This window comes from Brachyspira suanatina (assembly GCF_001049755.1).
Classification (GTDB): Bacteria; Spirochaetota; Brachyspiria; order Brachyspirales; family Brachyspiraceae; genus Brachyspira; species Brachyspira suanatina.
Genome location: NZ_CVLB01000002.1, coordinates 144409 through 158093, shown reverse-complemented (window position 1 = coordinate 158093; position 13685 = coordinate 144409). Strand labels below are relative to the sequence as shown.

Below are 13685 nucleotides of genomic sequence, written 5' to 3'. Positions count from 1 at the left end.
AATTATATATAATATAATTATTTTTTCAATGAAATTATAAATTATAATATTAATTTTTTTTTGAAAGTAGATTGATATATGGTTCTGTTTCTATACAGTTTTCATCTATACCTATTTCATTTAATATTGATTTTAATTGAACTATTTGATTTTCAATAGTTTCATCTGAGTTTAAAAATTCTATTTCTATAAAATTATCTAAATTTTTTATTTTTGAAATTTCTACTAAAGCATTTTTATATATAAAAGCATAACCTTTTTTTTCTTTTTTTACATATTCTTTATATTTCTGAAGTTTTGATAAAAAGCTAATTATAAATCTTGCCTTTTTTTTGCTAACTTTCACTTCTATTTCTTCATTAACTTCTACACCTTCAATTAAAGTTCTTTCTTTTGTGCAGAAAGTATATCCTCCATGTTCTACTCTAAGTCTTATGCAGTCGCTTGTTTTTATATTTTCTTTTTTAATACTTTCTTCTCTGGCATAATAAATATCTTTTTTAAAATACTTTTTTTTGAACTTGGCATTGTTTTTGAGAAAGTTTAAAACAGAGTCAAAATCTTTTACATATGCTTTTATTTCAATTTCAGAGTTTGCCATTTATTCTGTATATTCCTTAGTGCTGTCATCAACATGTATTTTTTGCTTATCATATATTAGAGGAGCAACTTTTTCAAATAATATGAATGCTGGCGAAGATAATATAACAGTAAGAGGAAGTCCTACAAGTAATTCTGATCTTATTAATACAGCAACATTTGATAGATCTGAATATATAGAAGTTACCAAAAATAAAGCTACAATTTTTATTAGATAACCTACTAAAGTTACAAATATTCCAGCTGCAATTTGTTTTATGAATATTCTTGTATTAAAGAATCCTACAAAAAAACCAATATTAAGAAATATTATAGCATAAGATCCGAATGTTCCGCTTGATACAATATCTTGCAAAAGTCCTATAATGAAACCATATATTATTCCATCAAATGAACCATATCTGAATGCTATGAATGTTAAAAAAATCAAAAGCAAATCAGGTTTAGCACCTAATGCTACTCTTATTAAATCATAGGCAGGAGATGATTGTATAAGAAGCAAAATCAGAGTTGTAATTACTACTGTTACTATTCTTTTCATTTGGCATCTCCATTTTCTTCTGCATCTTCTTCATTGGCAAGCATAATGATTTCTTGATCTGGTATCTTTTTTATTACATAAACATTTTCTAAAGTTGAGAAATTAACAGCAGGCTCTACATATAAATCGTGGAAAAGTCCGTAATTTTTCTTTTCAACTTTGAATATAGTACCAACCAATATTCCTTTTGGAAATACTCCGCCCATACCGCTTGTAACAACTCTTTCACCTTCTTCAACATCCATTTGTAAATCTATATACTGCAAATGTGTTTGAGTGGATTTAGGGCTTTGACCTACCATTATACCTGTAGTTCTTGAGCTTTCAAGCATTACGGATATTTGAGATCTTTGGTCAACCAAAGATAATATTCTGCTGTTATATCTTCTAACCTCAACAACTTTTCCTACTAATCCTTTATATCCATTTTGATAAGATATAACAGGCATTCCAACTACTATTCCATGAGCACTGCCTTTATTTATAACAATAGTAGTATAGAAATTCTGCGGGTCTTTAGAAACTATTTCAGCATATTCCAAAGGATATTCATCTGTAGGAGCTTCATTTAATAATCCCCTAAGTCTTTCATTTTCGGCACTTAATTGTTCATATTCTAATGCGGCACCGCTTAATTCAGCTATTCTGTCTCTTAATATTTGTACCTGACTTTGAAGAGTAAATATATCTGTTATGCTAGTATAAAGATATACAAATGCTCTTGATACACTTTTAGTAGCGCTTTGAATAGGGTATACTCCAAGTGCATAAATAGATTGTAAATTAAATACAAAATTACTTCTATTTAATACCATAAGCATTCCTGCTACAAGATTAAGCAGTATATATAAAGTTAATAATTTATGTTTTATAAAAAGTTTCACGTATATGAATATCGGCTATATTAATAAAACTTTTATAATTTTTCCGATTATGAGTATCTTCTATAATTCTTTAAGTTCTTAGTTTCCTCTATGAATTTACCGCATCCTATAGCAACACAAGTAAGAGGGCTTTCAGCAAGAATTACAGGTACTCCTGTTTCCATAGATATCAAATCAGTAAAACCAGGGAGTAGGGAAGTACCGCCGCTCATAACTATGCCTCTTTCTACAATATCTGCAGAAATTTCAGGCGGTGTCTGATTAAGTACTGATTTTACAGCCTCTAAAATTTCTATTAATATATCAGCTATAGCATCTTTAATTTCTGCACTATTTATTGTAAGAGTTTTAGGAAGTCCTGATACAGAGTCTCTTCCTCTAATATCCATAGTTTTAGATATATCACCTTTATAAGCATGACCTATATTGATTTTTATCTCTTCAGCAGTTTTTTCACCGATATATAGGTTGTGAGTTCTTTGCATATATTTGATAATAGCATCATCAAGCTCATCTCCTCCTACACGTATAGAAGCACTTCTTACCATACTTCCAAGTGAAAGAACAGCCACCTCTGTAGTACCTCCGCCTATTTCTATAATCATATTACCATGAGGTTCATTTATAGGCATATCAGCTCCAATAGCAGCAGCTCTTGCCTGTTCTATTAAGAATATAGTTCTAGCTCCTGCCTGTTCGCAGCTTTCTCTTACAGCTCTTCTTTCTACTTCTGTAATTCCTGTAGGTATACCTATAGCTATTCTAGGCTTTACTAAAGTTCTTTTATTATGTACTTTATTAATAAAGTATCTTATCATCTTTTCAACAGTTTCAAAGTCAGCAATAACTCCGTCTCTCATAGGTCTTATTGCTGCTATAGAATTAGGTACTTTACCTAACATTTGCTTAGCTTCATTTCCAACAGCTATTACATTTCCTGTACTCTTTTCTATAGCTACCACTGAAGGTTCAGCTAAAACAATTCCTTCTCCTTTTACATATACAAGAGTATTAGCAGTACCTAAGTCTATTCCCATATCACTTGAGAACATATTATATAACCAGTTAAACATTTATTATAATCTCCTTAAAGTATCCCTAGCGGGCTTATACGAATTATCTATTTTTATAGCTTCTCTAAACATTTTTACAGCTTCATTTCTTCTTTTAGTTTCTAAATATAAAGTTCCTATACTATAATATAAATCAGGATTTTTTTCATCTATCTCTAAAGCCTTTTTGTAAAAAAATTCACTTTCTTTGTATAGTCCTTGTCTATAATATAAATTACCTAATTTAAAATAGGTTCTTGATTCAAGCATAGCATTATTATTAAAACTTTCCATAGATGATAATATCTGTATGGCCTTTGTATAATCCTTATCACCTTCATATGCATTTGCAAGTTCATAGTATAATTCCATATTTATGAATTTATCACTATTTTCTTTTAATTCTCTATCAATAGCATCTTCTAAATATTTTACTGCATCTTTGAATAACCCTATTTCATAACAAATTTTGGATAACTCTATAGCTGTTGAAGTTCTGCTATCTCCTTCATTTATGGCATCTATATATGAATTATATGAATCTATATAGTATGCATATCCTAGCCTTTGATAACTATAAGCCAATCTTTGATGTATAATATTTTTATTTTTTATGAATTTAAAAGATAGTAATAATTGATTGGCATATCTTATAATATTTTCACTTGCATTTACTATTATTTCTTTTTTATCGGATCTTATAAGAATATCATAGTATAAATCTATTCCTGTTATTAATATGTTTTTATTTAAAGGTCTTTTACTGTAAAGATCATTGAATAAGAAAGAAGCATTATTATAATCTTCCGATTCCATATAATCATATATAGATTTTAATCTTTTTTTTTCTATATAGTTAGAAATAAATATATATGAAGTTCCTATTGTAGTTATTGCAGCAATTAAAGTTATTACTATGATATGTATGCTAATTTTTTTTTCAACGTTATATAGGTAAGGCATTATTATTTAATATAATCCATAAATTAATTTTGATTATCTGTATTACCATTATTATATAATCCTAAAATTGTTTCTTTAGGATTTGTAAGAGGGTCTTGAGATACTATACATAATCCTTCTAATATAACTCCATTTTGTATTATAAGTTCAGGTGTTCTTATTTCTCCAAGTACTCTGCTTGTAGGCATAAGCATTACTCTATTTTTTGCCTCTATATTTCCAATTATTATCCCTTCTATAACAGCAGAAACGGCTTTTATATTTGATTTCACTTTTCCTGTGGCACCTACAAAAACATTATCTACTTCTAATTTTTCACCTTCATAACATCCGTCTATTCTTAATGTACCATTTAATGTAAATTCACCTTTAAAGAAGGATCCTTCACCTATAATAGAATTAGATTCTGTATTATCATTTCTTTTTGAAAACATTAATAAAACTCCTAATTTTTAGTATATACTATTGAATTATCTATATTGTTAAATTTAAATTTAGTATCAAGTCCGAATAGTGATTCACTATGACCTATAAATAAAAATCCATGTTCATTTAGTATATCATAAAATCTATTAACTGTAAGTTTAACAGACTCATTATCAAAGTATATGAGAACATTCCTGCAGAAAATGACATCCATATTTGATTGACTGCCTCTATGTCTTAAATTATGATAATCAAAAGTTATTAATTTTTTTATCTCATTTTTTATAGAGTACTCTCCGGAAGATAATTTATCAAAATATTTATTTAAATATTCTTTAGGAACATTCTCTACTTTATGTCCCTCATATCTTCCTTCCTTAGCAGCTACTAAGGAATTAAGAGATAAATCACTAGCAAATATTTTTATATCTCTGTCTTTTATACCAGGTGTTTCCAAACAAGTTATTGCTATAGAGTAGGGTTCTTCTCCTGTAGAACAGCCGGCACTCCAAATTCTTATTTGTTCTCCAGGTTTTTTGTATTTCATTATTTTTGGGAGAACATAATTTTTTAGTAATTTAAAGTTCGACTCATTTCTAAAAAATTTGGTAAGATTTGTAGTAATGTTATCTAAAAATTTTTTTAATTCTTCTTTATCTGAAGAAACAAGCTTGTAATAATCTTCAACTACTTCAAGATTTCTTTCTTTCATAGAAGAAGCTATTCTTGATTCTAAAATAATTTTATTGATAACATTAAAACATATACCGCTTTCTCTATATACAAAATCTTTAAACAGATTAAATTGTGTTTCGGTTAATTTTAGCTCATTCAAAATAAATTATTCCAAACAAATAGGCAATAAATTATTATTATTGTTTTTTTGCAAGAACCATTTTTATACGTTCAAGAACTTTTTTTCTGTCTAAAGGCTTAGTAATATAGTTTTTAGCACCAGCTAGAAGTGCTTTTTTTACCATATCCTCTTTACCTAAAGCACTAACCATAACAACTTTAGCATTTTTATCGTATTCTATTATTTTAGTCAATGCAGTAATACCATCCATTTTAGGCATTGTAATATCCATAGTTACTAAGTCTGGCTTGTATTCTTTATACATAAGTACGCCTTCTTCTCCGTTTTCTGCTGTGCCAACTACATTGTATTGTTCTGATACAAAGATTTGCTGTAATTGTTTAACAACAAATGCAGAGTCATCTACGATTAGAACTTTGTATGGTTTTCCAAATTCATTTATACCATCAGCTTCTTTTGTATTAATGTCAGACATATTTCTTTACTCCTTTTCTGATTCTACGGCAACTAATATATTAAAATCGCCAATAGAGGTATCTAGTTTTATATGCAGAAATTCCGAATCGCTTATCGAAACTTCCAAATTTTTGCTTTTCATAATAACAGGTGGAGATATGTCAACATCATATCCATCTGTTTCTAATTTTGTTACAGCAAGACCTGCTATTAAATTAACAAGTTCCTGTAATGTAGATAATGATAATTTATCAATATCTTTTATTTCTCTGTCATTCATTATAGAAATTATTTTTTTGGCAGTTTCTAACTCCATATCTATTATGAAATGACCAACTATATCATTTGATAATGCTACTATAGCTATAATACCAGAAGCATTTACAAAATCACCTTTTAAAGTTATATCGCCGATTTTGATACCGTCTTTAATATAATTTTGTAATATTTCATTGGACGCATCTGTAAATGGTCTTATATAGTCAAGTCTCATTATACACTCTTTACAATAATAATACTTACACTTATTTTAACAATATATGAATTTTATTGCAAGTATAGTTGTAAAATATAGTATTATGCTTTCATAAATATCGAAAAAAAAATAATTTGCTTGAAAATTTTTAAAATATATCTTTACAAATTATTTATTTTATTTGTTTTTGTACTATAGTAAAATATACTATAATTTTAATTTTTACCTCTATGAAATTATAAATCAATTAAATATTTTAAATTTAATCAATTTTTTTAATTTTTTTATAAAAACCAATAAAAAATAATAACTACTACAAAAAATTTTATAAGCATAAATTATTATACTAGTATAATGATTATTTGTATAAAAAAGTAGTTGTATTATATTTTGTCAGAATTGTGGCAGTAGAGTAAAAATGATAATAAAAAAAATTATATATTCTGATAATTTTATAAAAATTAAATCACATATCGATTCTATAAAAGATCAGACTATACAATCATTATAAGATGATAATATTAATCAGCTTTCTGAAATAATTAATTATTATGAAAATATATTATATTTTACCTTTATTTTTTTATGCTTTTGGAAATGATTATTTTGATTTTTATTTTAAAAATAGTTATTGTTGTTAGATGTGTAATTTTTAATCCTATTAAATGAAAGCATATATACCGTTATATGGTATATATGAAATTTTATATTGTATAGATCTTATGGGTATATAAATTTTATGTGATGAATAAAAATAATTTGATGAAGGAGTTTAATTATCTTAGTATTAATTGACGTATCAAAATAAGCTTATTAACAGAAATTAATAAAATCAATATTTATGATGATACTAAACAAAATGATTCGAAAATAATGAATCAAATACAAACACAAATGTATTAAATAATAATAGTGATGTAAAAAAAATGAAAAATTAATATTACAGGAAGCTTATCAAGTTAAAAGTTATATTTATTATCTGGAAGAACAGTAACAGTTTTCAAAGAGTCTGTTTTTGTACAATTTAAAATATTAGATAATGAATCTTAGAGATAGTTTATTGTTTAGAAATTAATGGAGAGTCTGAAATAACAGATAATTTTACTTAATATTTATTATACATTTTATAATATCAAAAAATAAATATTTGTGAAAAAAGGCTTTGAAAAATTATTCGTTTTTTCAAAGCCTTTTATTTTTATAGTCTGAATTTTTACATGTTTTTATAGAAATCTATATGATGCTGTAATTCATCAGGTAAAGGATTTCCTGATTTTGTGAATTTGAAATATCTATTTTCTAATTCAGTAGCTTTTTTGTTTCTTATGTTTTTGAATCTATTTGCTATTTCTGTATACATAGGCTGTTTTTCAAGTTCAACTCTTATATCTTTAGCAAATGGTACTTGTCTGTATAATATACCTCTTGCTACTCTATTAAGTCTCATAATACCTTTACTTTCATATCTTATCCATAGATTATAGTCAGTTACAAATACTTCTCTTAGATTGTTTCTGCATTTTTTAATTTGTACTTTTAATTTTTCTTTAGCTTCATCAGAAAGTCCTCTGTTTTTCTTATAGAACTGAACATAATCGCTATACTCAGAAGTAATTGACATTTGAGTAATATCATTCCAAGCAGGTCCGAGCATAGTTTTACATAACTCCCATCTAAATGCTCCTATAGTAGGTATTAACAAAGAATCTATTTCTTCAGAAGTAAATATTGGGAATAAGAATCTTCCTGTACTATTTTTTTGTCTGCTTGAAAGTTCTTCCCACATTATTGCTCTTGAACCGAATGTAGGCATAAGTATTATATTAGGCAAAACTTCCTGCATAACTAATTCTTTTTCTATGTTTAATTCTTTATTTTTATATAATACCTCTCTGTAGAATGCTGAGAAATCTATATCAGTTATATCTTTTATAGATTTTTCCATTACATCTCTTCTGATTAATGCTCTTTCAAAATCTTTAGTGATCATATCTTTATGAAGTATAGGGAAATATACACTAACCTGACCATAACATAATCTATGAGTAGTTTCAATCATATTATCAACTTCATATTCAAGTCTTTTTGATGAGCTTTCCCAATGATCTTCTAATTCTTTATCATTTATAGTACCACGTTTTTTCAATTCTCTTAAAGCTTCTCTATAATCCTGACCGAATCCATTAACAGAAGGAGGCTCATCTTTATCATAAATTTTTTGAAGCCATTCATCTATGTAATATACATTAATTCTTTTAGTTTTACTTTTATCTTTTATTTCATAAAGATCCATTATTTGATTAGGAGTAAGAAGCTGATCATCCATATATCCGAAGTTTAAAAACATTTTTATAAGTCTGCTGTTATCTCCGTTTATTATAGATCTTTTAGCAATTTCTCTGTATATTTCAAAGAATACACTTGTAACACCTCTTCTTATTTTTCTTACATCATCGTCTGTGCTGAATTTATCTCTTAATTTTCTAAATGCCTGTAAGGATTTCATAAAGTTTTTAGCTTTATTTTCATCAATTCCAGACATCTCTATTAATTTTTTAGTAGGATTTTTTACTTCTTCAGGTAATTCTTCAAATCCTAAAGTAACTTTAATATTATCAACATCATCGATTCCAAGAATTATATTGTCATCGGATGTATTTGTAGAGTTTGCAGATATTCTTCTAATTATCGAATCTATATCATCAACATCTATGTGAAGATCATAATCATATTCTGTTTTAATTTTATTGTATATGTCTTTAATAATATTAGACATAAATTTTATATATTTAACCCATACTTCATTATCTCTTCCTTGCTTGTCTAAATCAAGAGCAGTTTTAGTATACTCTCCAAATAAAGATTCTTCTTCGTTAGAAGATAAAAAGAGTATGTTTTCTATCGCTTCAACTATTTCATTTTTTAATAGTGATGATATTTTTTTTAAATTTTCATATAGCATATGAGAAGCATCTAAACTCATATTTTCATCATAGGTAAAGAATTGATTTTTAATTTCTCTAGGCATAGTTAAAAATCTTCTTACATAGTCAATTTCAAAATCTAATTTTTCAGTATTTTCTATTAATTGATTTTTATTATGCATATATATTTCAGAGTGATCTGCTCTTATGAAATCTACATCAAAAGAAGCAGGAAAATTAAAACCAGAGTTTATAGAATCATCATAAATTTCTTTATATCCTTTAAAAATTTCTGATTTTATATTTTTTGATTTGTTCTGCTGTAAATTAAAATATATAACAGCAAGATTTGAAGATATTATTTTTATATCAGAATTTATTTTTTTTATTTTAATATATTCCTCATAGGATTTAAGTATCATATATGCTATAGAATGATACATGCTTGTAAGATATGGTTTATTAACTTTAAAAAAACTTTTTACATAATCTTGATTTGGTGTTTTTACAGCATATATTTCAGTGTTTTCTTTTGCTTTAAAAGAAAACATATATTTAGAATTAGATTTATAACTTCCAATACCAAGCATAATATTTTTAGGAATCGAAAATAATCTGCAGCTATATCTCATAACTTCATTTTCATCTTCTATACCTAGAATTTCTTTAGAAGAAATATAAACATCTATTTCTCCTTTTGTAACTATTGATATGTTTTTTACATTTTCTCCTTCATAAAAAACAATATTTCCAGTACTTAATTTTAAATTTCCATTTTCTTCAATGTTTACACTCATAATTAATAACTCTCTTTTCAAATGTTTATTAGTAATTTTAAAAAAAATTATATATTATTTTTCCAAAATATGCTAGTTATTTGAATTTTTAATAAAAAAAATCCCAAATTCTTCTAGAAATTCATTTTTTTAATAAAAAATTTCCAAAATTCATCCCAAATTTCACTGAAATTCATGAAATTTTGAAAAAAATTGGGCCTCAAAAAAGGCTTTTTATAGCTTTTTAATTTTTCTAACTTAATTTTTGTATGAAATGTATTATATAATCAATTATTTTAAAAATATTTGCTTTTTTTGACATAAATAGGGCTTTTTAAGTATTGCGTTTTTCTAACTGTATGCTATAATAATAAAACAGTTGATGAGAAACAAAAAACAAAACGAAAGAAACGAAACACCAACTGAAAATGAAAAACTTAAGATCTTTGACAGATATATGAGAGCGTAGATTTTTAGAAAGTTTTTTCCAACATAAAAGACGGAAATCAGCGATTATAAAAATCTTCACTAGATAAAGAAAACACAATTAGATTGTGTGTCTTAGAGTAGAAACAATTAAGCGGAGCGTTACTAAAGAATTAGATAAGAAACAGCTTTAATTAGCTAAAAGTCTCATTCAATTTGATATATTAGCTTTAGCTTCTATATAAAGAAGAAAAGGATAATATGGTCAAGTAAGTAAGGGCTTAAGGTGGATGCCTAGGCACTGGAAGGCGATGAAGGTCGTGACAAGCTGCGATAAGCTACGGGGAGAAGCAAATATTCTATGATCCGTAGATCACCGAATGGGAAAACCTATAGAAGTAAACCTTCTATATCATACACTGAATCCATAGGTGTATGAGGCGACACCCAGGGAACTGAAACATCTAAGTACCTGGAGGAAGAGTAATCAAAATTGAGATTCCCTAAGTAGTGGCGAGCGAAAGGGGAAGAGCCTAAACCTTAATAATGTCAAGCTGCAAGGCGTTGTTATTATGGTGTTGTAGGGCGGTAAGTGATGTACTTGCATGCATCGACTTTGCTTTATATGATAGTGGAACTGTTTTGGAAAAGCAGACCATAGTGGGTGATAGTCCTGTACACGAAATCATATAGACAAGGTTTTATCGTTCCTGAGTAGGGCGGGGCACGTGAAACCCTGTTTGAATCTGGGTAGACCACTATCCAAGGCAAAATACTAACCAGTGACCAATAGTGTAGAGTACCGTGAGGGAAAGGTGAAAAGTCTCCCGTTGAGGGTTATTAAATAGAACCTGAAACCTTAAGCTTACAAGTAGTCAGAGGGTACCCTGCTAGCAATAGTAGATGGCCTGATGGCGTGCCTTTTGTAGAATGAGCCTGCGACTTATAGTACGTAGCAAGATTAAGAGGTAATAGCCTTGTAGTCGTAGTGAAAGCGAGCCTTAATAGGGCGAAATTAGTTGCGTGCTATACGACCCGAAGCCAAGTGATCTACCTATGAGCAGCGCGAAACTCGAGTAACATCGAATGGAGGTGCGAACCAGTGGCCGTGAAAAGGCTTTGGATGACTTGTGGGTAGGAGTGAAAGGCTAATCAAACTTGGAGATAGCTGGTTCTCTCCGAAATGTCTTTAGGGGCAGCGTTATGTGTTTACTTGCGGGGGTAGAGCACTAAATGGACTAGGGCTCCTAACCGAGTACCAAACCCAACTAAACTCCGAATACCGTAAGTTAAGAACATGGCAGTTAGACAGCGGCGGATAAGCGTCATTGTCAAAAGGGAAACAGCCCAGATCCTCAGCTAAGGTCCCAAAATCTATGTTAAGTGGGAAAGGATGTGAGAATACTTAAACAGCCAGGAGGTTGGCTTAGAAGCAGCCATTCCTTTAAAGAGTGCGTAACAGCTCACTGGTCGAGTGTTCTTGCGCCGAAAATGTAACGGGGCTCAAACATAGTACCGAAGCTAGGGAATTATAGAGTTAATCTATAATTGGTAGGAGAGCGTTCTTTAAGCCGTTGAAGGTTCATCGTGAGATGGGCTGGAGGTATAAGAAGTGAGGATGCAGGCATGAGTAACGAGAAAACGGGTGAGAAACCCGTTCGCCGCAAACCCAAGGTTTCCTAGGTAAAGCTAATCTGCCTAGGGTTAGTCGACCCCTAAGATGAGGCTGAAAAGCGTAGTCGATGGGAAACAGGTAAATATTCCTGTACTATGATATGTTTCGATGGAATGACACAGATTGTTTGCGTACGCGTTAGATTGGTAGATAACGTCAAACAGTTTAGACTTGTGATGAGTAAAATGCTTGTTGCTTTAAGGTTGAGGCTGGATAGTGACTGGGCTTTCGGGTTCAGGAAGTTGCGTGAGCTAGGCTGTCGAGAAATAATTTCTAAGGTTAGGCATGTCATAATCGTACCGCAAACCGACACAGGTGGGTGAGATGAGTATTCTAAGGCGCTCGAGATAATCTTCCCTAAGGAACTCTGCAAATTAGTCTTGTAACTTCGGAAAAAGAGACGCTTGAATCTTGGTAGTAATATTGAGAGGAGAGTCGCAGTGAAAAGGCCTGGCCGACTGTTTAACAAAAACACAGATCTCTGCAAACATGTAAATGGATGTATAGGGATTGACACCTGCCCAGTGCTGGAAGGTTAAAAGGAGAGGTTAGCGTAAGCGAAGCTTCGAATTGAAGCCCCAGTAAACGGCGGCCGTAACTATGACGGTCCTAAGGTAGCGAAATTCCTTGTCGGGTAAGTTCCGACCTGCACGAATGGTGTAACGATCCGGGCACTGTCTCGGGGAAGAACTCGGTGAAATTGAATTATCAGTGAAGATGCTGATTACCCGCAACAGGACGGAAAGACCCCGTGAACCTTTACTATAACTTGACATTGAGTTTTGTTTTGTGATGTGTAGGATAGATGGGAGGCTTTGAAGTGGGAGCGCCAGCTTTCATGGAGCCATCGTTGAAATACCATCCTTCGCAAAATGGGATTCTAACGGTTAGCCGTTATCCGGCAGCCGGACATTGTCAGGCGGGTAGTTTGACTGGGGCGGTCGCCTCCTAAAGAGTAACGGAGGCGTGCAAAGGTCACCTCAAACCGAATAGAAATCGGTAGTAGAGTATAAAGGCATAAGGTGGCTTGACTGCGAGAGAGACATCTCGAGCAGGTACGAAAGTAGGTCTTAGTGATCCGGTGGTCCCGAGTGGAAGGGCCATCGCTAAACGGACAAAAGGTACTCCGGGGATAACAGGCTTATCTCCCCCAAGAGTTCATATCGACGGGGAGGTTTGGCACCTCGATGTCGGCTCATCGCATCCTGGGGCTGGAGCAGGTCCCAAGGGTTTGGCTGTTCGCCAATTAAAGCGGTACGCGAGCTGGGTTCAGAACGTCGTGAGACAGTTTGGTCCCTATCCGTTGTGGGCGTTGGAAAGTTGAGAAGAGTCATTCTTAGTACGAGAGGACCGGAATGAACGCACCGCTGGTGTATCTGTTGTTCTGCCAAGAGCATCGCAGAGTAGCTATGTGCGGACGGGATAACCGCTGAAAGCATCTAAGTGGGAAGCCTCCTTCAAGATTAACTTTCCCTATGAGTTTCGTTGGAGACTACGACGTTGATAGACTGCAAGTGTAAGCAGGGAAGAAATACCTGTTCAGCTGAGCAGCACTAATCAGACCAATGACTTGACCATATTATCGTTTTCTTCTTAAAAATAAAGGAAATTATAATAAAGAGTAGAATGAGACATCTACGCTCTTATATATCTGGCAAAGAGATTAAAAA

Annotated in this window: 10 protein-coding genes and 1 rRNA gene; 1 reads left to right on the top strand and 10 read right to left on the bottom strand. The window is 30.7% G+C overall.

Going from position 1 to position 13685, the window contains the following annotated elements; all coding sequences use genetic code 11:
- Positions 1-49: 49 nt before the first annotated feature.
- The 10 genes from cyaB to BRSU_RS10295 form a co-directional block, all read right to left on the bottom strand.
- Positions 50-601, bottom strand: coding sequence for a class IV adenylate cyclase (cyaB, locus tag BRSU_RS10340; RefSeq protein WP_048595287.1), 552 nt, complete (start codon positions 599-601; stop codon positions 50-52).
- Positions 602-1141: a rod shape-determining protein MreD gene (mreD, locus tag BRSU_RS10335; RefSeq protein ID WP_048595286.1), complete on the bottom strand. Its 540-nt coding sequence runs from the start codon at positions 1139-1141 to the stop codon at positions 602-604.
- Positions 1138-2013 (bottom strand): rod shape-determining protein MreC, encoded by an 876-nt coding sequence (mreC, locus tag BRSU_RS10330; protein WP_083997910.1) that lies wholly within the window; start codon positions 2011-2013, stop codon positions 1138-1140. The genes mreD and mreC overlap by 4 nt, the downstream gene beginning before the upstream one ends.
- A 59-nt stretch (positions 2014-2072) precedes the next feature.
- Positions 2073-3098 (bottom strand): rod shape-determining protein, encoded by a 1026-nt coding sequence (locus BRSU_RS10325; RefSeq protein WP_008726738.1) that lies wholly within the window; start codon positions 3096-3098, stop codon positions 2073-2075.
- 3 nt (positions 3099-3101) lie between these two features.
- A complete protein-coding gene (locus tag BRSU_RS10320; protein WP_048595284.1) occupies positions 3102-4040 on the bottom strand; it encodes a tetratricopeptide repeat protein in 939 nt (312 codons plus the stop codon).
- Positions 4041-4063: 23 nt separating this feature from the next.
- Positions 4064-4474 (bottom strand): bactofilin family protein, encoded by a 411-nt coding sequence (locus tag BRSU_RS10315; RefSeq protein WP_048595283.1) that lies wholly within the window; start codon positions 4472-4474, stop codon positions 4064-4066.
- Between the two features lie 11 nt (positions 4475-4485).
- Positions 4486-5301, bottom strand: a complete 816-nt coding sequence (locus BRSU_RS10310; protein WP_048595282.1) for a CheR family methyltransferase — start codon at positions 5299-5301, stop codon at positions 4486-4488.
- Between the two features lie 37 nt (positions 5302-5338).
- Positions 5339-5758, bottom strand: a complete 420-nt coding sequence (locus tag BRSU_RS10305) for a response regulator (protein WP_014487004.1) — start codon at positions 5756-5758, stop codon at positions 5339-5341.
- A 6-nt stretch (positions 5759-5764) separates the two neighbouring features.
- Positions 5765-6232 (bottom strand): chemotaxis protein CheX, encoded by a 468-nt coding sequence (locus BRSU_RS10300; RefSeq protein ID WP_048595281.1) that lies wholly within the window; start codon positions 6230-6232, stop codon positions 5765-5767.
- A 1195-nt stretch (positions 6233-7427) separates the two neighbouring features.
- Positions 7428-9935 carry a hypothetical protein gene (locus tag BRSU_RS10295; protein WP_048595280.1) on the bottom strand — a complete coding sequence of 836 codons (2508 nt, stop codon included), beginning with the start codon at positions 9933-9935 and terminating at the stop codon, positions 7428-7430.
- 668 nt (positions 9936-10603) lie between these two features.
- Between BRSU_RS10295 and BRSU_RS10290 the strand changes: the two genes are divergently transcribed.
- Positions 10604-13593, top strand: a 23S ribosomal RNA gene (locus tag BRSU_RS10290).
- The last annotated feature ends 92 nt before the right edge of the window (positions 13594-13685 follow it).

What these genes read in the sequence shown, in the direction of transcription:
- cyaB (WP_048595287.1), bottom strand. Translation starts at nt 601, where the DNA reads ATGGCAAACTCTGAAATTGAAATAAAAGCATATGTAAAAGATTTTGAC.
- mreD (WP_048595286.1), bottom strand. Translation starts at nt 1,141, where the DNA reads ATGAAAAGAATAGTAACAGTAGTAATTACAACTCTGATTTTGCTTCTT.
- BRSU_RS10325 (WP_008726738.1), bottom strand. Translation starts at nt 3,098, where the DNA reads ATGTTTAACTGGTTATATAATATGTTCTCAAGTGATATGGGAATAGAC.
- BRSU_RS10320 (WP_048595284.1), bottom strand. Translation starts at nt 4,040, where the DNA reads ATGCCTTACCTATATAACGTTGAAAAAAAAATTAGCATACATATCATA.
- BRSU_RS10315 (WP_048595283.1), bottom strand. Translation starts at nt 4,474, where the DNA reads ATGTTTTCAAAAAGAAATGATAATACAGAATCTAATTCTATTATAGGT.
- BRSU_RS10305 (WP_014487004.1), bottom strand. Translation starts at nt 5,758, where the DNA reads ATGTCTGACATTAATACAAAAGAAGCTGATGGTATAAATGAATTTGGA.
- BRSU_RS10300 (WP_048595281.1), bottom strand. Translation starts at nt 6,232, where the DNA reads ATGAGACTTGACTATATAAGACCATTTACAGATGCGTCCAATGAAATA.
- BRSU_RS10295 (WP_048595280.1), bottom strand. Translation starts at nt 9,935, where the DNA reads ATGAGTGTAAACATTGAAGAAAATGGAAATTTAAAATTAAGTACTGGA.